Annotated in this window: 22 protein-coding genes and 1 tRNA gene; 12 read left to right on the top strand and 11 right to left on the bottom strand. The window is 72.3% G+C overall.

Annotation, left to right across the window (positions count from 1 at the left end; genetic code table 11):
• The 5 genes from ACERUN_RS05930 to ACERUN_RS05910 all read left to right on the top strand — a co-directional run.
• Positions 1-349 (top strand): acyl-CoA dehydrogenase family protein (locus ACERUN_RS05930; protein ID WP_370249813.1); only part of this gene is annotated, 349 nt, incomplete at its 5' end.
• A 121-nt stretch (positions 350-470) separates the two neighbouring features.
• Entirely contained in the window at positions 471-1,235 is a 765-nt protein-coding gene (locus tag ACERUN_RS05925; protein WP_370288890.1) for a VIT family protein, read from the top strand.
• Positions 1,236-1,245: 10 nt separating this feature from the next.
• A complete protein-coding gene (gene thpR, locus ACERUN_RS05920; RefSeq protein WP_370288889.1) occupies positions 1,246-1,821 on the top strand; it encodes an RNA 2',3'-cyclic phosphodiesterase in 576 nt (191 codons plus the stop codon).
• Between the two features lie 141 nt (positions 1,822-1,962).
• Positions 1,963-2,598 carry a LysE family translocator gene (locus ACERUN_RS05915; RefSeq protein WP_370288888.1) on the top strand — a complete coding sequence of 212 codons (636 nt, stop codon included), beginning with the start codon at positions 1,963-1,965 and terminating at the stop codon, positions 2,596-2,598.
• Between the two features lie 11 nt (positions 2,599-2,609).
• A complete protein-coding gene (locus ACERUN_RS05910; RefSeq protein WP_370288887.1) occupies positions 2,610-3,371 on the top strand; it encodes a zinc-dependent metalloprotease family protein in 762 nt (253 codons plus the stop codon).
• A gap of 12 nt (positions 3,372-3,383) precedes the next feature.
• Here ACERUN_RS05910 and ACERUN_RS05905 read toward each other — a convergent pair whose 3' ends face one another.
• The 3 genes from ACERUN_RS05905 to upp all read right to left on the bottom strand — a co-directional run bounded on the left by ACERUN_RS05905 (position 3,384) and on the right by upp (position 6,156).
• Positions 3,384-4,577: an ABC transporter permease gene (locus ACERUN_RS05905; RefSeq protein WP_370288886.1), complete on the bottom strand. Its 1,194-nt coding sequence runs from the start codon at positions 4,575-4,577 to the stop codon at positions 3,384-3,386.
• Positions 4,574-5,452, bottom strand: a complete 879-nt coding sequence (locus tag ACERUN_RS05900) for an ABC transporter ATP-binding protein (RefSeq protein ID WP_370288885.1) — start codon at positions 5,450-5,452, stop codon at positions 4,574-4,576. Before ACERUN_RS05900 ends, ACERUN_RS05905 begins: the two co-directional genes overlap by 4 nt.
• 62 nt (positions 5,453-5,514) lie before the next feature.
• The gene (gene upp / locus ACERUN_RS05895) at positions 5,515-6,156 is read right to left on the bottom strand and encodes a uracil phosphoribosyltransferase (protein ID WP_370288884.1); all 642 of its coding nucleotides are present in this window, start codon (positions 6,154-6,156) and stop codon (positions 5,515-5,517) included.
• A 54-nt stretch (positions 6,157-6,210) separates the two neighbouring features.
• Between upp and ACERUN_RS05890 the strand changes: the two genes are divergently transcribed.
• Together ACERUN_RS05890 and tadA are read left to right on the top strand one after the other, a co-directional pair.
• Positions 6,211-6,720 (top strand): tRNA adenosine deaminase-associated protein, encoded by a 510-nt coding sequence (locus ACERUN_RS05890; RefSeq protein ID WP_370288883.1) that lies wholly within the window; start codon positions 6,211-6,213, stop codon positions 6,718-6,720.
• A gap of 46 nt (positions 6,721-6,766) precedes the next feature.
• The gene (tadA, locus tag ACERUN_RS05885; protein ID WP_370288891.1) at positions 6,767-7,207 is read left to right on the top strand and encodes a tRNA adenosine(34) deaminase TadA; all 441 of its coding nucleotides are present in this window, start codon (positions 6,767-6,769) and stop codon (positions 7,205-7,207) included.
• An 8-nt stretch (positions 7,208-7,215) separates the two neighbouring features.
• Here the strand turns inward: tadA and ACERUN_RS05880 are convergent, their stop codons facing one another.
• The 3 genes from ACERUN_RS05880 to ACERUN_RS05870 all read right to left on the bottom strand — a co-directional run bounded on the left by ACERUN_RS05880 (position 7,216) and on the right by ACERUN_RS05870 (position 10,537).
• Complete coding sequence (locus tag ACERUN_RS05880; RefSeq protein ID WP_370288882.1) at positions 7,216-7,605, bottom strand: DUF779 domain-containing protein; 390 nt, start codon at positions 7,603-7,605, stop codon at positions 7,216-7,218.
• Complete coding sequence (locus ACERUN_RS05875) at positions 7,605-9,128, bottom strand: aldehyde dehydrogenase family protein (RefSeq protein ID WP_370288881.1); 1,524 nt, start codon at positions 9,126-9,128, stop codon at positions 7,605-7,607. Before ACERUN_RS05875 ends, ACERUN_RS05880 begins: the two co-directional genes overlap by 1 nt.
• A gap of 206 nt (positions 9,129-9,334) precedes the next feature.
• Positions 9,335-10,537, bottom strand: a complete 1,203-nt coding sequence (locus ACERUN_RS05870) for a GAF domain-containing protein (RefSeq protein ID WP_370288880.1) — start codon at positions 10,535-10,537, stop codon at positions 9,335-9,337.
• A 215-nt stretch (positions 10,538-10,752) separates the two neighbouring features.
• Here ACERUN_RS05870 and ACERUN_RS05865 point away from each other — a divergent pair, with 215 nt between their 5' ends.
• Both ACERUN_RS05865 and ACERUN_RS05860 read left to right on the top strand, forming a co-directional pair.
• Positions 10,753-11,358, top strand: a complete 606-nt coding sequence (locus tag ACERUN_RS05865) for a hypothetical protein (RefSeq protein WP_370288879.1) — start codon at positions 10,753-10,755, stop codon at positions 11,356-11,358.
• A 43-nt stretch (positions 11,359-11,401) separates the two neighbouring features.
• Positions 11,402-11,488, top strand: a tRNA-Ser gene (locus tag ACERUN_RS05860).
• A 106-nt stretch (positions 11,489-11,594) separates the two neighbouring features.
• Here the strand turns inward: ACERUN_RS05860 and ACERUN_RS05855 are convergent.
• From ACERUN_RS05855 to ACERUN_RS05840, 4 genes are all read right to left on the bottom strand, one after another.
• Positions 11,595-12,083 (bottom strand): hypothetical protein, encoded by a 489-nt coding sequence (locus ACERUN_RS05855; protein WP_370288878.1) that lies wholly within the window; start codon positions 12,081-12,083, stop codon positions 11,595-11,597.
• 111 nt (positions 12,084-12,194) lie between these two features.
• A complete protein-coding gene (locus ACERUN_RS05850) occupies positions 12,195-13,985 on the bottom strand; it encodes a hypothetical protein (protein WP_370288877.1) in 1,791 nt (596 codons plus the stop codon).
• Between the two features lie 164 nt (positions 13,986-14,149).
• Positions 14,150-14,938, bottom strand: a complete 789-nt coding sequence (locus tag ACERUN_RS05845; RefSeq protein ID WP_370288876.1) for a DNA alkylation repair protein — start codon at positions 14,936-14,938, stop codon at positions 14,150-14,152.
• The gene (locus ACERUN_RS05840) at positions 14,935-15,711 is read right to left on the bottom strand and encodes a DUF4184 family protein (protein WP_370288875.1); all 777 of its coding nucleotides are present in this window, start codon (positions 15,709-15,711) and stop codon (positions 14,935-14,937) included. Before ACERUN_RS05840 ends, ACERUN_RS05845 begins: the two co-directional genes overlap by 4 nt.
• Before the next feature lie 73 nt (positions 15,712-15,784).
• On the opposite strand from ACERUN_RS05840, the gene ACERUN_RS05835 reads away from it, so the two are divergent.
• The 3 genes from ACERUN_RS05835 (at position 15,785) to ACERUN_RS05825 (ending at position 17,687) form a co-directional block, all read left to right on the top strand.
• The gene (locus ACERUN_RS05835; protein WP_370288874.1) at positions 15,785-16,276 is read left to right on the top strand and encodes a hypothetical protein; all 492 of its coding nucleotides are present in this window, start codon (positions 15,785-15,787) and stop codon (positions 16,274-16,276) included.
• Between the two features lie 88 nt (positions 16,277-16,364).
• A complete protein-coding gene (locus ACERUN_RS05830) occupies positions 16,365-17,060 on the top strand; it encodes an ANTAR domain-containing protein (RefSeq protein WP_370288873.1) in 696 nt (231 codons plus the stop codon).
• 72 nt (positions 17,061-17,132) lie between these two features.
• Positions 17,133-17,687 carry a hypothetical protein gene (locus ACERUN_RS05825; protein WP_370288872.1) on the top strand — a complete coding sequence of 185 codons (555 nt, stop codon included), beginning with the start codon at positions 17,133-17,135 and terminating at the stop codon, positions 17,685-17,687.
• A 110-nt stretch (positions 17,688-17,797) separates the two neighbouring features.
• Here ACERUN_RS05825 and ACERUN_RS05820 read toward each other — a convergent pair whose 3' ends face one another.
• On the bottom strand, positions 17,798-18,256 hold the full coding sequence (locus tag ACERUN_RS05820; protein ID WP_370288871.1) for an Rrf2 family transcriptional regulator: 459 nt from the start codon (positions 18,254-18,256) through the stop codon (positions 17,798-17,800).
• Positions 18,257-18,280 lie beyond the last annotated feature (24 nt).

Genomic DNA, 18,280 nt, shown 5'->3' with positions numbered 1-18,280 from the left:
CACCAAGGACCGTCAGGCCTTCGGTGTGCCGATCGGCACCTTCCAGCACTCCAAGTTCCTGCTGGCCGAGCTGTTCACCCAGATCGAGGTCTCCGAGGCCTACCTCGACCAGTGCGTCATCGCCCACGACAAGGGCGAGCTCACCCCGGTCGACGCTGCCAAGGCCAAGTGGTGGACCAGCCAGATCCAGAACGATGTGCTCGACCACTGCGTGCAGCTGCACGGCGGCTACGGCTTCATGAACGAGTACCGCGTAGCCCGCGCCTGGCGCGACGCCCGCGTGAGCAAGATCTGGGCCGGCTCCAACGAGATCATGAAGGAGCTCATCGGCCGCGAGCTCGGCCTCTGAGCGACCCTCTCCCGCAGCCCCCGGTGGTCCGCCACCGGGGGCTGCGGCGTGGGAGGGCTGCCGCAGCTCTCAAGGCTGGACAGCCTCGCCTTGGTTGAGGCGAGTCTCGAGGACAGCCAGGATGGGCCGGGTGACCACCGAGGATGTCCCTGCCGCCGAGCTCGACGTCGACGTCGACGACGTCCGCGAACACGAGGGCGAGCCCCACGGCGCCGGCATCGGCAGCCGACTCAACTGGCTGCGCGCCGGGGTGCTCGGCGCCAACGACGGCATCGTCTCGACCGCCGGCCTGGTGGTGGGTGTCGCCGGCGCCACCACCGACCGCACGCAGATCCTCGTGGCCGGGCTCGCGGGCCTGGTCGCCGGCGCCATGAGCATGGCGGCGGGGGAGTACGTGTCGGTCTCCACCCAGCGCGACTCCGAGAAGGCGCTCCTGGACAAGGAGCGCCGCGAGCTGCGCGAGATGCCCGAGGAGGAGCTGGCCGAGCTGGCCGCCCTCTACGTCGAGAAGGGCCTGGACGCCGAGCTCGCGCTGCAGGTGGCCCAGCAGCTCACCGACCACGACGCCCTCGGCGCCCACGCCGAGGTCGAGCTCGGCATCGACCCCGACGACCTCACCAGCCCCTGGGCCGCGGCGTTCGCCTCGATGATCGCCTTCACCCTCGGCGCCCTCCTGCCGCTGCTCACGATCGTCCTCGTGCCGCAGGACGCCCGGGTCGCCGTCACCGTGCTCTCGGTGGCGGTCGCGCTCGCGATCACCGGCTGGACCTCGGCCCGGCTGAGCTTCGGCCCCGCCGGCCGTGCGGTGCTGCGCAACGTGGGGGGCGGTCTGTTCGCGATGCTCGCCACCTACCTCGTCGGCTCCCTCGTGGGCGCCCGCATCTAGGCCTCGCGCCATGCGGATCTTCGCCGCGCTGCTGCCCGACGAGATCACCTCCGAGCGCCTCGAGGAGCTCCTCGACGTCCGACGCGACGCCGAACCGGCGTGGCGCTGGACGATGCCCGAGCAGTGGCACGTCACCCTCGCCTTCGCCGGGGCCGCGCCCGCGCGGCGCGTGGACGACGTCGTCGAGGCCCTCACCGCGATCGCCGCCGCCACGCCGCCCCCCGTCCTGCGGCCGGCCGGAGCCGGCGCCTTCCCCCACCCCGACGCCGCGAAGGTGCTCTGGCTCGGTGTGGTGCCCGCAGACGGGCCCGAGGAGCGGCTCGGTGACCTCGCCGCCGTGTGCCGCACCGCGTTCGCCCGCCACGGCGTCGAGGTCGACGGCACCCGGTTCCGTCCCCACCTCACCGTCGCCCGCAGCGGTCGCGGCCTCTCCGCCACCCGCTGGCTGCGGGTCCTCGACACCGTCGCCACCGACCTCGACCCCTGGCGCCCGCCGGCGCTCCACCTCCTCGCCTCCCACCTCGGCGAGGGCCCGCGCCGTCGCCCCCGCTACGAGACCCTCGCCGCGCTGGAGTGGCGCCGCTGATCCGGCGCACTGTTTCTCCGTTGTCACCAGCGGAATGCACCACTCCGGGCCCGAAACCGGTGCATTTCGCTGGTGACAACGCAGAACCCGGGGCACGCGAATCCGGTGGCGGGATCGGGGTGGGGGTGGGACCCTCGGCGGGTGATCTCCCTGGGCCAGCTCCTGCCGTTCGCGCTCGCGGCCGGGATCCTCATCCTGATCCCCGGGCCGAGCGTGGTCTTCACGGTCGGCCGCGCCCTGGCCTACGGCCGCGGCGTGGCGCTGGCCACCGTGGCCGGCAACACCGCCGGCCTCGCCACGATCGTGGTGCTGGTGGCGGCCGGTCTCGGGGTCGTGGTCCAGGAGTCGATCGTCGTCTTCACCGCGCTCAAGCTCCTCGGCGCCGCCTACCTGCTCTACCTCGGCGTGCAGGCCATCCGGCACCGCAGCGGCTTCACCGAGGCCGACGACGCCGGAGCCGGACTGCTGCCGCTGCGCACCGCGATGCGCCAGGGCTACGTCGTCGGGGTGTCCAACCCCAAGGGGTTCATGATCATGGGCGCGCTGCTGCCGCAGTTCGTCGACCGCGGTGAGGGGCAGGTCGCCGCACAGATGCTGCTGCTCGGCGCGGTGGCGGTGGCGCTGGCCATCGTCTCCGACTCCGCCTGGGCCGTGCTCGCCGCCCGCGTGCGCGGCTGGTTCCTCGGCTCGCCCCGCCGCGGCGAGGCGCTCGGCGTGGTCGGTGGTGCCTCGATGATCGGCCTCGGGGTCACCCTGGCGCTGGCGGGCCGCGAGTGAGCCGCCGGGCCGTGGCCCGCCGGCTCGTGCCGGCGCTGGTGCTGGCCGCCACCGCGCTCGTGCCGCTCTCACGCGGCGCCGACGCCGTCCCGCCCGTCGTGGTGCCGATCGACGTGGAGGGCGAGGCGCTGTGCACCGAGCTCGTGCCCCACGCCGTCGCGCTCGAGCTGAGCCCGGTGGACCTCGACGTGCGCGTGCTCCTCGACGGCGCGCCCCGCCGCGTCGCCCGGCAGGCGGTCGCGGCGATGCGCCGGGCCTACGCGCCGCTGAACATCACCGTCACGGCCACCTACGAGACGGTCGACTTCCGCACCCGCAGCGCGCCCGCCCTCAACGCCGCCGCCAAGCGGCTCTACGGCGGCCGCCGCCCGGCCGGCGTCGACGTCGTCTACACGATGACCACGAAGGACATCACCGGCGGGCCGCCCACCGGCAGCAACGTGGCGGGCCTGGCCGACTGCATCGGCGGCATCCGCTTCGCCGACCGCGCCTTCGCGGTGGGCGAGGTGATCCGACCCGGCGGCGGGCTGCTGGCCTCGCTCGGGATCCGGCTGCCGGTCAGCGACGCCACAGGCAAGACGATGGCGCACGAGATCGGGCACCTGCTCGGGGGGCACCACCACCTCGCGAGCCCCGAGGGGCTGCTGGCGGCGGACCCCAACGTCACGACCCTGATGGGCCCGACGCTGAGCATCATCGCGCTGCGGTTCTCCACCCTCAACGGCCGGTTCGTGGCCGCCCACGCCCAGCTCTACGCCCGGGGCACCGACTGAGGTCGCGCCGGGTCAGTCGGCTCGCATCCACAGCGCCTCGCGGTAGCCGATCCGGCGTCCGGTGCGCAGCACGGTGGCCTCGTAGACCCGCGCCGAGATCCGCACCAGCAGCACGGTGGCCAGCGCGGTGCCGCCCAGCGCGACCCCGAGCTGCCACAGCGGGACCTCGCCCTCGGCGAGCCGGCTGGGCATCACCATCGTGGAGATGACGGGCAGCAGCGAGGCGGTCTCCTTGACCTGGTCGCCGGCCGAGACCGCCAGCAGGTAGGGCGCGAAGAGCAGCAGGTTGATCGGGGTCGTGGTGGCGCCGAGGTCCTGGGTGCGGCCCGCGATCGAGCCCGCCACCGACCACACCCCGGCGAGGGCGACGAAGCCCAGCAGGAAGAACGGCACGTACCACCCCAGCGCCGGGGCGAGGGTGCCCAGGGCGTCGGTGTTGCCGGTGGCGGCCAGTGAGATCGCGGTCGTGGCCACCAGCAGGGCCACCTGTCCGAGCGCGACGGCGCTGTTGCCGATCACCTTGCCCCACAGCAGCGCCCGGATCGGCACCGCGGCGGCGAGGATCTCCACCACCCGGCTCTCCTTCTCCGTGACCACCGCCGAGGCGATCGCGGACCCGAAGGTCACCGCGGTGGCGTAGAAGACCAGCACGAAGAAGAACGCCGCCGAGGACCGCAGGTCGGCGTCCTCGACGTCGGTGTTCAGCAGCCGCTCGCCCACGCTCGTGCCGCGGGCCAGGGCGGCGAGGTCGACGCCGTCGGCGTCGGCGTTGCGCTGGGTGACGACCTGCGACACCGCGGCCGTGAGGGCCTGGGACACGACCGGGTCGAGGGAGTCGGCGCCCACCAGCTCGAAGCCGTCGGCGGTGGGCAGCAGGGCGAGGTCGACGTCGCCGTCGCGCACGGCCTGCTCGGCCGCCGCGGTGTCGGCGACCCGCCGCTCCTCGAGGCGGTGGGCGTCGTCGAGACCCTCGGTGAGGTCGTCCGCCGCGGCGACGATCCCGGTCGCGGAGTCGCCGACGACGGCGACGGTGGCCGTGGACTCCTGGCCGCCCAGCAGCCGCAGCGCGATCGTGAGCCCGACGATGCCGAGGAGCATGATCGCGGTGCTGATGCGGAACGCCTTCGAGCGCAGCTGGGTGTCGATCTCGCGCTGGGCGACCACGCGCCAGATCGGGGTGGGCGAGGTGCCGGTGGGGGTGCTCATCGGGCCACCTCCCGGAAGATCTCGGAGAGCCGGGGCTGCACCAGTGCGAGCTCGCGCAGACCGCCGCGGTCGAGCACGGCGCGGGTGAGGGCGCCCGCGTCGAGACCGTCGAGCACCACCTGGGCGGCGGTGCCGTCCACGTCCTCCACGACGACGCCGCGCAGGTCGCGCAGCCAGCCGGCGTCCTGGCCCTCCAGCACGACGCGGTAGCGCGTGGGGCCGGAGCCGCGCAGCTCGGCCACCGGTCCGGCGGCCACCACCCGGCCGGCGGCGAGGATGACGAGGTCGTCGCACAGCCGCTCGACGAGGTCGAGCTGGTGGCTGGAGAACAGCAGCGGGAGGTCGCCGGCCTCGGTGCGCAGCAGGTCGATCATGGTGTCGACGGCGAGCGGGTCGAGGCCGCTGAAGGGCTCGTCCAGGACGAGGGCCTGCGGGCGGTGCACGAGCGCGGCCGCGACCTGCACCCGCTGCTGGTTGCCCAGGGACAGCTCGTCGAGCAGGTCACCCGCGCGGTCGGTGAGCCCGAAGTGCGCCAGCAGCGCGTCGGCCCGGGCGCCGGCGTCGGCCGCCCCGATGCCGTGCAGCCGGGCGAAGTAGACCAGCTGGTCGCGCAGCCGCATCCGCGGGTAGAGACCACGCTCCTCCGGCATGTAGCCGAAGGTGCGGCGGGTGGCGGCGTCGATCGGGGCGTCGTGCCAGCGCACCTGCCCCGACGTCGGAGCGAGCACGCCCATCAGCATCCGCATGGTGGTGGTCTTGCCGGCGCCGTTCGCGCCGACGAAGCCCGTCACGCGCCCGGGGGCGACGGTGAACGAGACGTCGTCGACGACCGTGGTGTCGCCGAAGACCCGGGTGAGTCCGAGAACCTCGAGCATGCCCCCGACCGTATCCGGGCCGCGAAGCCGCGAAACCGAGCGGATCGGCCGGAGCGGCCCCGCTACTGGGCCAGGCCGTAGAGGCGGTCGCCGGCGTCGCCGAGCCCGGGCACGATGTAGCCCTTCTCGTTGAGCCGCTCGTCCATCGCCGCCGTCACGACGGTGATCGGGATGGTGAGGTCGGCGGTGAGCTCCTCCAGCCGGGCGCAGCCCTCGGGGGCGGCGAGCAGGCACACGCAGGTGATGTGGTCGGCGCCGCGGTCCACGAGGAAGCGCAGCGCGGCCGCCAGGGTGCCGCCGGTGGCCAGCATCGGGTCGAGCACGTAGCACTGGCGACCCGAGAGGTCCTCGGGCAGCCGCTCGGCGTAGGTGGAGGCCTCCAGGGTCTCCTCGTCGCGCACGAGGCCGAGGAAGCCGACCTCGGCGGTGGGGAGCAGGCGCATCATGCCGTCGAGCATCCCGAGGCCCGCCCGCAGGATCGGCACCACGAGCGGCTTGGGCGTGGCCAGCCGGATGCCGGTCATCGGCGCCACCGGGGTGGTGATGTCGTGCGGCTCGACCCGCACCTCGCGGGTGGCCTCGTAGGCCAGCAGGGTGACGAGCTCGTCGGTGAGCAGCCGGAAGGTGGGGGAGTCGGTGCGCTCGTCGCGCAGCACCGTCAGCTTGTGCGCCACCAGCGGGTGGTCGACGACGAGGGTCCGCATGGCCGTCACCCTAACCCCCTGGCGCCCGGTGGCCGGGGGTGTCACCCTGGGCGCATGGTCGAGCTCCTCGAGAACGTCGACTTCGCCCTCGCCGCCTACCAGGTGGACGGCGAGTGGCGCGTGGCCGAGCTCGCCCACGACCTCGAGGCCGACGTCGCCTCGCTCGCCCATGCGCTGCGGCGACTGCCGGGCGAGGCCGGGGCGGTCGCGCTGATCGCGCTCGACGAGGACGCCTTCCTCGTCCTGCGCGTCACCGGGGCCCAGGTGCGGCTGCTGCTCTCCGACCTCACCGCCGCCCTGGAGTGGGAGCTGGCCGCCTCCGCGCTGGAGCACCTCGGCCTGGTGCTCGACGCCGAGGACGACGACCCCGCCCCGGTGGGCGACCTCGCTCTGCTCGCCGACCTCGGGGTGCCGGCGTCCGAGCTGGGCGAGCTGCTCGACGACTTCGACGCCGACGACGACCTGGTCGTGGACGAGCTGCTCTCCGACCTCGCCGACGTGCTCGGGTTCGGCGAGCTCTTCGACGACGTCGTCGGGCTCGAGCCGGAGCCGACCGGCGCCTGACATGATCCGGGGCGTGACCCCGATCCAGCGTGCGTGGGAGCCGGCGATGCGGCACGCGCTCGCCGAGGCCGAGCGTGCCGCGGCCACCGCCGACGTCCCGATCGGTGCGGTGGTGGTGGACGCCGACGGCGCGGTCCTCGGCCGCGGCCGCAACGTGCGCGAGGTCCACGCCGCCCCCACCGGCCACGCCGAGGTGGTGGCGCTGCGCGCCGCGGCTGCGGCGCGCGGGGAGTGGCGGCTCGAGGGCTGCACCCTCGTGGTGACCCTCGAGCCCTGCACGATGTGCGCCGGTGCGGCCGTGCTGGCGCGGGTGGACCGCGTCGTCTTCGGCGCCTTCGACCCCAAGGCGGGGGCGGTCGGCTCGCTGTGGGACGTCGTGCGCGACCGGCGTCTCAACCACCGCCCCGAGGTCGTGTCCGGGGTGCTGGAGGAGGAGTGCGCGGCGCTGCTGCAGGCCTTCTTCGCCGAGCACCGCCCGTCAGGCTGAGCCCCGGATCACGACTCGAGCAGCGCGGCTTCGTCGTCGGTGAACAACCGCGAGCGGATGAGGAACCGCACCCCGTGGGGCGCCTCCACCGAGAAGCCCGCCCCGCGCCCCCGCACGACGTCGATCGTGAGGTGGGTGTGGGACCAGTACGCGAACTGGGCCCGGCTCATCCACACCGGGACGCCGCGCTCGAGCCCGACGTCGAGGTCGCCGAGGTGCACGTCGGCGTCGCTCAGCAGGAAGTCGCCGTCGGGGAAGCACATCGGCGACGAGCCGTCGCAGCAGCCGCCGGACTGGTGGAACATCAGCGGCCCGTGGTCGCCGGTGAGGCGGCGCAGCAGCTGCGCCGCCTCCTCGGTGACCGCGACCCGCGCCGGGGCGGCGGTCGGGTCCGGCATCAGAAGAAGCCCAGGGCGTCCGGGCTGTAGGACACCAGCAGGTTCTTGGTCTGCTGGTAGTGGTCGAGCATCATCTTGTGGGTCTCGCGGCCGATGCCCGACTGCTTGTAGCCGCCGAACGCCGCGTGGGCCGGGTAGGCGTGGTAGCAGTTGGTCCACACGCGGCCGGCCTTGATCGCCTTCCCGGCGCGGAAGGCCTGGGCGCCGTCGCGGCTCCACACCCCGGCGCCGAGGCCGTAGAGGGTGTCGTTGGCGATCTTCAGCGCGTCGGCCTCGTCGTCGAAGGAGGTCAGCGACACCACCGGCCCGAAGATCTCCTCCTGGAAGATCCGCATCGAGTTGTCGCCCTCGAAGATGGTCGGCTGCACGTAGTAGCCGCCCGCGAGGTCGCCCTCGAGCACCGCCCGCTCGCCGCCGGTGAGCACCCGGGCGCCCTCGGCCCTGCCGATGTCGATGTAGGACAGGATCTTCTCCAGCTGGTCGGCCGAGGCCTGCGCACCGATCATCGTGGCGACGTCGAGCGGGTTGCCCTGCACGATCTTCTCCACGCGCGTGACGGCGTCGCCCACGAAGTCGGAGTACATCGAGCGCTGCACCAGCGCGCGGGAGGGGCAGGTGCACACCTCGCCCTGGTTGAGCGCGAACATCGCGAAGCCCTCGAGCGCCTTGTCGTAGAACGCGTCGCGCTCGGCCCCCACGGAGTCGAAGAAGATGTTGGGGCTCTTGCCGCCCAGCTCCAGCGTCACCGGGATGATGTTCTGGCTGGCGTACTGCATGATCAGCCGGCCCGTCGTGGTCTCGCCGGTGAAGGCCACCTTGGCCACGCGGGGCGACGACGCCAGCGGCTTGCCGGCCTCCACGCCGAAGCCGTTGACGACGTTGAGCACGCCGGCCGGCAGCAGGTCGGCGATCAGCTCGACGACCTTGAGGATCGACCAGGGGGTCTGCTCGGCGGGCTTGAGCACCACGCAGTTGCCGGCGGCCAGCGCGGGGGCCAGCTTCCAGACCGCCATCAGGATGGGGAAGTTCCACGGGATGATCTGCCCGACCACGCCCAGCGGCTCGTGGAAGTGGTAGGCCATCGTGTTCTCGTCGATCTCGCCGATCGAGCCCTCCTGGGCCCGCAGGGCGCCGGCGAAGTAGCGGAAGTGGTCGATGGCCAGCGGGATGTCGGCGGCGAGGGTCTCGCGCACCGGCTTGCCGTTCTCCCACGTCTCGGCCACGGCGATCGCAGCCAGGTTCGCCTCCATCACGTCGGCGATCTTGAGCAGGATGTTGGAGCGCTCGGTGGTCGAGGTCTTGCCCCAGGACGGCGCGACGGCGTGGGCGGCGTCCAGCGCGGCCTCGATGTCGTCGGCGGTGCCGCGGGCGATCTCGGTGAAGGGCTTGCCGTTGACGGGCGAGATGTTCTCGAAGTACTCGCCCTTGATCGGGTCGACCCACTGGCCACCGATGTAGTGGCCGTAGCGGGAGGCGACGGTGACCAGCGAGTCGGGCTGGCCGGGTGCGGCGTAGATGGTCATGGTGCTCACTCCAGTGGGTCGATGTGCCGTCGCTGTGACGGCGATCACCACGCTAGGAGCGGCCACGTTGCGGCTTCGTTGCAACGGCACCGGGTCTTTCGGCCCCCGCTGCAGTGGGCATGCGGACGCGACCGCGCCGTCGCTGAGGTGGGCGACGAGGTGTGTCGGCGCCGCCGCGGGGACGGTCTGCGGGAGCGCGTGCGGACTCAGGCGAGGTCGCGGTCGAGGCGCGCGATCTGGCCCTCGACGAGTGCCCGCATCGGCGAGGCGGCGGGGACGACGGCCCGCTGGGCCAGCCACATCTCGTAGTCGTCGCGGCCCCAGCCCGAGCGGGTCCAGGCGGACATGAGGTCGGCCTGTCCCGACCGCAGCAGGGCCTGGCGCACGGAGGCCTCGAGCGCGTCGCGCATGCCGACGATGCCGGGGGCGGTGGAGCGGGGGAGCAGTGGACCGCCGTAGCCGCGCATCGCCGCGCGCAGGTCGCCGGCCGCGAGCTGCGCCTGCACGGCGAGCCAGTCGCCGGTGACCGGCGCGGTGAGGCGGTAGGGGCGCGAGGCGAGCAGCTCTTCGCCCAGCAGCCCGCGCAGGCGGTTGAGCTCGGCGCGCAGGGTGGAGGAGCCGCCGTCCTCCTCGTAGAGCAGCACCGCGAGCTCATCACCGCTCAGGCCGGCGGGTGAGGCTGCGAGCAGGGTGACGATCTCGGAGTGGCGGCGCGAGAGGCGCAGGCGCGTGAGGCGGCCGCGGCCGTCGTCCACGGTGACGAGGGCCTCGCTGTGCCCGAGGAGCTCGAGCAGCAGGCGCAGGCCGTTGCCCCGCTCGGCGGTGGGCGGCGGGGGCGCTTGGCGCCCCAGTTCGGCCTCGGCGAGCCGGGCGGCCGCGCGCACCATCGCCATCGTCTGCGGGACGACGATCGCGTCGCCGCCGGTGACGTCGAGGACGCCGAGCAGCCGGCTGCTCACCGGGTCGTGGATGGGCGTGGCCGCGCAGCTCCAGGTGCGCACGGAGGCGCGGAAGTGCTCGTCGCGGGTCACGAACGCCTCGCGGCCGGTGGCGATCGCCAGGCCCGGGGCGTTGGTGCCGGCGAGGCGCTCGTCCCAGTTGCTGCCCTCGGTGAAGCCGATGCGCTCGGCCTCGCGCAGCCTGTCGGGGGTGCCGCACACCCACAGCAGGGTGCCCTCCGCATCGGCCAGGGCCATCACGGCGCCGCAGTCGCGCACCTCGCGGCCCAGTACGTCGTCCAGGAGGGGGAAGACGCGCGCGAGCGGGTGGGCCTCACGCAGCCCGCGGACGTCGGGCACGTCGAGCGCGATAGGTGCTTCCAGCTGGGTGATGTCGACGCCCGCCGCGGCGGAACGCTCCCAGGAGGCGGCGACCTCTGCGCGCATGTGCGGGGCCGCGCCCTTCGTCATGAGACCAGTAGACAACGTCGTCTCCCGTGTGACCAGCGTTACTCAGGATTAGCGTCGCGATGCGACGTTGCAACGACGTTGCGAGGCACGATCCTCCGCCTCGGCGGCCGTCTTGGTGAAGATCCTTCATTCTGCTCGTGGGCGGCGCGGCGCCGCTCTAGCGTGCGAGCCACAGCGCGGCATGGGTCGCGCCCGCTCCACGGAAGGACGATCGGATGTCCGATCACCGCTCCCGCTCCTCCCAGCGCCTCACGCCCCTCACGCTCGCGCTGCTCGTCGTCGTGCTGCTGGTCGGCAGCACGGGAGGCGCCATCGCCGGCGCCCTCATCACGGGCGAGCAGATCAAGGACGGCACCGTCACCGGCAAGGACATCAAGGACGGCAGTCTCACCGCAGTCGACACCGCCGACGAACCCACGGTGTGGCAGGCCCGTGCCTCGAGCTTCCTGCGACTGGACTCCGGCACCTACGCCCCGGTCGTCTCGCGCACCGTAACGACCCGCGCCGGCTACCTCACGATCACCGGCACCATCTACACCGAGGACTCGGTCCCTCCGCCGATCGCGCTCACCAACTACCGCCTGGTCGTCGACGGCAGGACGGCCAGCACCGACGTCGACCGGTACCTCAACTACAGCGCTGCCGGCGCCGGGGCCAACGGAGCAGCGACCCTCGTGGTTCCGGTCAAGGCCGGGAAGCACACGATCTCGCTGCAGGCGCGTGAGCTCAACGGCGAGAGCTTCGCCTACTTCCGCGAGTTCACGATCGTCTACACGCCCACCGGATCGGTCACCGGGCCCGCGCTCGTCCCGGCGGGCTGACCTGATTTCAGTCCGCCCGCGCTGCTCCGGTAACGTTCCTCCCGGTGACGTGTCCGAGCGGCCTAAGGAGAACGCCTCGAAAGCGTTTGTGGGGGCAACTCCACCGAGGGTTCAAATCCCTCCGTCACCGCCGCTGGATCCCGACTTGATCAGGATCGCAAAGCACAGAACCCCGCTTGCATGATGCAGGCGGGGTTCTGTCGCGTTCGGGTGTCGGCGCTCAGGCGCGGATCGACCTAGCGGTTCTTCAGGCGCGCGACGAGCGGAGCCGCCAGCAGGAGGGTGAAGGCAGCGAGCTCGGCGATCAGCACCCAGGTCAGCGCCGACTCGTAAATGGCGATCGATGCGGGCGTGTAGGTCTGCGGGTCGTTCGCGAAGCCGGATCCGACCAGCCACGTCGTGCCCGCGGCGTAGAGGACCGTCACACCCGAGCTGGCCCAGGTCGACAGGGGGCGACGGCGCACCAGGCTCCCCACCGCGAGCGCGATCGAGACGAGGAGCAGCGGTGCCAGCACGATCGCGTAGGCGAGGTACACGAGGGCGTAGAGCGAGTCGTCGCCGGCCGGGCCGAGCTCGAGCAGCGGGTAGATCTTCTCCAGCGCGACCATCGTCGCCACGGCCACCGCAGGCGCCACCACGAGGGGCCACAGCGACCACGCCGCGCGCGGGGTCGAGGCGACGGGGGCGGCGGGTGCAGCAGGCGCGGAGGGGAGTGAAGAGGACACGAGAACTCCTGTGAAGTCGAGGTGGACCGGCTCGTCCAGCCTGGCCGTCCTCGCGGTCGCATGCGTGAGCCCACCTACTCAGGTGACGTCCCTCGACCCGTCGAGTGGCGACTACTGGAGGACGCTGTAGGTCATGCGCACAGTGAAGTTCTTGATGTCGTAGCGGGCTCCGTCGGCGGTGTAGGCGCCCCATTCGAAGGTGCCGTCCTTGAAGAGGTAGTCGCCGGCTCGGACTGTCGTTCCGGCGTGATCGCCGAGGCGGGTGCTCATCTGGGTATCGGCCCCCCACCCGTCCTTGGGATGGAGGTAGGTGAGGTAGGCGAGACTCCGCGGCTCCGCCTTGGCGGCGCCGCCGTAGGCGGTCACGCGGATCGATCCGTAGCGCAGCGCCGCAGGAACGCGGAGTGCGTGGGCGGTACTGACCAGGGTCGCCTTGATGCTGCCCTTGCAACGAGTGCCCGTGTAGAGGCCCATCGAGCCGCGCCAGCCGCGGGCTGAGGGCATCTTGAGCGTCGAGCACCGTCCGACGCTCTTCGCGACCAGGGACTCCTTGGCCGTGACGGTGCGGGTGAAGGTGCGCTGCACCAACCGCTTGGTCGACACGGTGATGGTCAGTGGCGGTGCGGTACGAGCATGGCCGAGGGAGTCGGTGGCTGTGATCGTCACGGTGTAGGCACCTGCAGTGACGATCCGTCCTCTGTCGTCGCGGCCGTCCCAGATCTGCAGGTTGGAGGCGTAGAAGGAGGCGGGGCCCAGGGTCCGGACCAAGGTTCCCGCTGCATTGCGGATCTCGTAGATGATGGTGGCCGGGCTGTGGTCGTAGCCCTCGGCGGAGATATCGATTTGGTCGCGATATCCGTCGGGGACGGGGAACACCGTCGTCGACGACACGCCCACCGACGAGATCACCGGTGCATCCGCGTCCACGGTGAAGGGCCAACTGGCGTTGATCTCCCCGGACACATGGCCGAAGTCAGGATCGTCGTACTCCACCGTTCCCCGAATGTCGTAGGTGCCGCTCCGGATTCCCGTCAGATCGATCGGGACGACCACCATCCCCGCGGAGTCGCGCGTCAGGCCGACGACGGTGGCCCCGAAACCGCGTACCTCCCTGTCGGTAGTGGCGGAGTGGACCCGGAGGCGAGCGGTGAGGTTGCTGCCACTTCCGACCGAGATGGGCACCTCGATGTCGGGTGCGCTGGTGTCGTCCGGGGCGATGACGGATGAGGCCACTTGGCCGATGTAGGCGTAGAGATAGCGACGAACCTCGATCCGCGTGTCGAGGTCGGGATAGCTCCGACAGGGAGAGTTCCCGCGCGCGCAGCGCTGCACCCGGAGATCGTGGACGCCGTCGTAGAAGTACAGCGGGGTGGCTTCATCGCGGGGGAGGTTGGCGACGAACTGATCCCCGTCTGGCTTCCGTTCGATCACTCGGAGGCCACCACCTCCATCGGGATCGGCGACCGTGACCACGATCGGCCCGTCGCTGGGACCGATCGTGGAGTCGCTCGGCCACGTCACCGTGGGCGTCAGGTCGATCGGCGTGAACGACTGCGAGTCCGCCACACCTCCACACGAGGAAGGGCCGGAGCAGGTCGCGACCTGCACTGCGGTGGCGTCGGGAAACCCCCAGGTGGGCAGGTCGAAGGTCACGGTGAGTGACTCGGGCGGCACCGCGCGGACGTCGTCCGCGAGAGTCCCTTGATCGCTGACCAGGCTGACCCGGATGAATGCGGCGTCGCTCGTGACCGTCCCGGTGACGTGACCGGGAGCGGGCGTGGCGACCTGGCTGATGGTGGTCGTTGGAGCCGCGTGGCCGGCGTCGGCCAGCGGGCCGGCCGTCAGGGCCGCGGCGGTTGCCAGGGTGGTGAGGATCGATACGGGCAGGGAGCGTGGCCGCATGGTGTCTCCGCGAGAGTGGGGGTGTTGCGGCCGAGGTCGCCGCGGACCTCGCACCCTAGGGCGGCCGGCGAGAGAGCGCCTGCGAATCCGAAAACAGATCGTTCCGTCGCGCGTACGTGACGTCGGCGGCGTGCGGTCTTCTGCCAGCGGACCTGTCGCGTTCCTCAGTTCGCGGACGACGGCAGGGCCATGAGCCGCGCCCGTGTCGCCGGATCAAGCTTCTCGAGGGCGTAGCGGAAGGTGTCGCGCTTCATCCGGTGGCGCCAGGTGCGCAGGAACTCCTCGGTCTCCTGCTGGTGGACCGGCGCAGTGACTTTGAGCAGCCAGCCGCATCCCTTCTGCACGTAGGTGTCGGCGTCGTCCATGAGTGCTTCGCAGTTGCCGAAGACGTGCGCGACCGGGAGCCGGTAGATCTCCCCGCCGATCCTGCGCTGCACGAGCTTCACCATCGCGACGTTGGCCGCGCGGCGCGCCCAGGGGCTCGACGACCGCACCCATCCGCGGCTGCGGGAGATGTCGCCCAGGTGCCCGGTGAAGTAGGGGTGGAGCAGCTTGAGGCACAGGTCGTCGCACTGGGCCCAGTTGGTGACGGAGTGCTCCAGCCAGCGTTCCGCGTGGTCGAGCAGCTCCGGACCGAGATGCCTCCTCGCGATCCGATGGAGCAGGGCGAATCCGAGCAGTGGCTCCTCGTGGTGCTCCGCCTCGCTGACGAGGCGGTCGGCAAGGGCCAGCCGGTCGAGCGGGGAGAGCTGGGGATGGGCGGTCGCGTAGTCGTAGGCCAGGCGAGCGACTGTCTCGCTGCGCACGCCGAGGGCCGGCACCGGCTCGAGGAAGAAGCGCTGCAGGCCGGCGGCCGCTTCGGGATCGGCCTGGGAATGGAGTGCTCGGCGCAGCTCCTGCGCCCGGCCCTGTTCCGCCGCGTCACTCGACCGCGCTGCACTAGTCCGGCTCATGGTCCCTCGCCGGACCGAGTCGAACGGGTCGAACGAGTCGAGCGAGTCGCGGGAGGCGCCAGCGTCGCCCGCCACACGAGGCCCACCGCGACCAGTGCCAGCAGCGCCGCGGGGATGGCGTCGATCAGTCCGACGACGACGGCCGTGCGCGGGTCGAGGTCGTTCCGCAGCAGCACGGTGCCTACCAGGGTGAGGACGCCGACGAGCGGCACCGCCGGCAGCAGTGCGCGTGCCCAGCGGGGGTGGGCGGGCGTCGTCCTCGAGGGTGGGCGTGAGCGCAGGTGGGCGAGCGCGGCGGCAGCCAGCACTGCGAGCCCGACCAGGCTCGAGACGTCCTGCGCCCAGCGCGACCCGGCGATGCCGAGGTGGTCGCGCTGCAACCACCCGACGGCGTCGACGCCCCAGCGACCGGCGTGGGTGAAGGCGTCCCACACGACGTGGGTCAGGGCGCCGATCGCCGCTGCAGGAACAGCGAGGAGCCACGTGCGCGGCGCGATGCGGACGTGGGCGGGCAGCCGTGAGCGCACCGCGGTGGGGGAGAGGTCGACCACCGCATCGCGCACGAACCCGAACCAGAGTGCGAGCACCGCCATCGTCATCGCGACGTCGAGGGTCACCACGCCGGCGAAGCTGTGCGACAGCTCGTAGCCGCGACTCGACTGCGCGAACAGCGGGAGGTCGGGCACCATCGAGCCCGCCACCAGCGCCGCCACCGGGAGTCCGCTCCGCTGCAGGGGCAGCACCGCCAGCGGATGGCTCAGGGTGAACGGCACGCACGCAATCTAGGGCGGATGCGGCATGCTCGTGCCCGCATCGTCGACACCACCTCGGGAAGGACGCCAGGAGATGACCTCGCCAGCGTCGACCTTCCTCGGCGCACCGGCCCCGGGCGAGATCGAGCCGTTCGTGATGCCCGAGCTCTGGCGCATCGGCGCCGACGGCGTCGTCCACCGCCTCACCGTCGACGGCTGGGTCGACGAGGATCGCCCGGTGCCCCCGGGCCTCCACCGCTGGCGCCTCGAGGACGCCGACCGGGTGCTCGCCGCGCTCATCGGGTCGCGAACCGTCGCCCCCTGGTGCTACCCGGATGCGCAGCCTCGGCCGTCCGCCGGCCGCCGCTCGTCTGAGCGGCCTGCGGTCGAAGGTGTCGAGGCTCAACCGGTCGCGGATCCGGAGCCGCCGGTGCCGGCCGCCCCGCCGACAGGCGTTCCGCTACGTTCCGGTCCGTCGTCGGGCGACACCGTGCCGGGTGAGCGACGGATGTGGCGCATCTTCTGGCTCGCGATGCTGGTCACGGTGATCGTGCTGGTCCTCGCGCAGTGCTCGGGTCGCCGCTGAGGACCCTGCCCGTCAACGGGTTTGGGCCCGTCGCACTACGGGCACCACCTTCGACAGTTGGTGACCTCTCACTCGGGTGGTGATGCAGATGTCGCACGACCGCGACCGCCTTCTCGAACGACTGCTGGAGCCCTGGCTGCGCTCCCGGCACACCCTCGCCGACCTCGACGACACCTTCGCGGAAATGGCCCGCCTGCTCGCCAGCCGCTCCTCGGGCGCGGTCGGCGCCGCCGTCGTGGGAACGGTGGCGGGTGAGGACCTCGCCTTCCGCGGCGTGTCCGGCTCGGCAATCGACGCCATGGCCGACCTGGCGCAGCGCACGGGTGAGGGCCCGGGGGTCGCCGCTGTGCGCGACGGCACCTGCGTCCATGTCCGCGTGGACGACGAGCGCGACCGCTGGCCGCAGTGGGTTCCCACGGCCAGCGACTCCGGCGTCGGTGCGGTGTGTGCCGTGCCCTTCGGCTTGCCGGCGCGCACGCTAGGCGCGGTCATCGTCTACCACCGCGCCGCCGAGGTGCCGCTGCCCTGGCGCCACGAGGCCGACCGCGTCGCGATGCTCGCCGGGGTCGCCGCGGAGCGGATGGAGTTCGGGCACCAGATGAGGCAGGCGATGGACAGCCGCCTCGCCATCGGGGAGGCGATCGGCGTCCTTCGCTCGCGCTACCGCCTCGACCACGACGGCGCCGTCGCCTACCTCAAGCGACGCAGCAGCCAGTCCAACGTGAAGGTCGCCCGCGTCGCCGAGCAGCTCGTCGATCAGGAGGACGGCGTCCTCGGCCGCTAGGGCGCTGCTGGTGATCGGCACCGAGGTGTGCCACGCTGGGTCGCCCCCCCACCTCCTGCTCCCGGACGCGCCATGTCCAGCGCGCAGCCCGTCGACCACCTCGAAGATCCCGTCGGGGCGTCCAGTGCCCGGCTCGTCGCTGTGGGCCTGCTGGTGGTCTTCATCGACATCAGGATCGACACCTTCGACCTCGTCTCCGACGCGATCGGCTGGCTGCTGGTCGCCGTCGGCGCTCGCCGGCTCGTCCCGCGTCACGCCGCCTACGGCTGGGTGCTGATCGTGGCGGCGGTCGCTGCGGCGCTCGCCCTGCCACTCGACCTGGCGGGTGGTGCTCTCGCCTCGCTGGTCGGCTTCGTGACGACGCTCGCCGTCGTCCTGCTCTGCGCGGCGGGTGCGGCGACGGCGCAGCCGGCGCGTCGTCCGAGCTTTCGGCGGGTGGCGGTGGTGACGGTGGTCGCCAGCTGTCTGCTCGTGCTCGGGATCGCGCTGGCGCGGACTGGCTCAGCAGGCCCGCCTCTCTTCGGCCTCGCCGCGCTCGGCGACCTCGTGGCCTACCTGTGGCTCATCGGCCTGATGTGGGCCGAGGGGCGGCCGACGACTCTCGGCCTACCAGCCGCCGCCGGCTGACAAGTTCCGCGCGGCAACGTCGCGACCGCGGCGAAGCCGCGTCGAGCGGGAGTCCGGGTCCGACGGGTCCGGGCGAGCGCTCGACCGTCGACACGCTCGCGCCTCGAAGCTCAGTGGGGCTGCCAGGCATCCTCGTCGGCCGTGCGGGCGAGCACGGTGTCGGGGAGGGTGCCGTCGGCGAGCTGCTGGATGGTGACGTCCTCGAAGACCTCGCGCAGGGCGTGGCGCGCGGCGATCCAGACGTGCTGGAGCACGTCGGCCTGCTCGTTGTAGGCCACGGCCTCGGGGCGCAGGCCGTAGACGGAGACGAGGGGGCCATCGACGGCGCGGATCACGTCGGCCACGGTGATGGCGTCGGCGGTGCGGGCCAGGCGCCAGCCGCCGGACTGACCGCGCTGGCTGACCACGATGCCCGAGCGGCGCATGTCGGCGAGGATCGCCTGGAGGAAGCCGTGCGGGATGTCCTGCAGGCGGCCGAGCTCCTCGGCGCTGACGGCCCGACCGTCGTCGCGACCGGCCATGGCGATGAGGGCGCGCAGGGCGTAGTCGGACTTGGCGGAGACACGCATGGGCTCAGTCTGGCAGACGCCCCC

This window comes from Nocardioides sp. (genome assembly GCF_964229035.1).
Classification (GTDB): domain Bacteria; phylum Actinomycetota; class Actinomycetes; order Propionibacteriales; family Nocardioidaceae; genus Nocardioides.
This window is presented reverse-complemented; position numbering and strand designations above follow the sequence as displayed.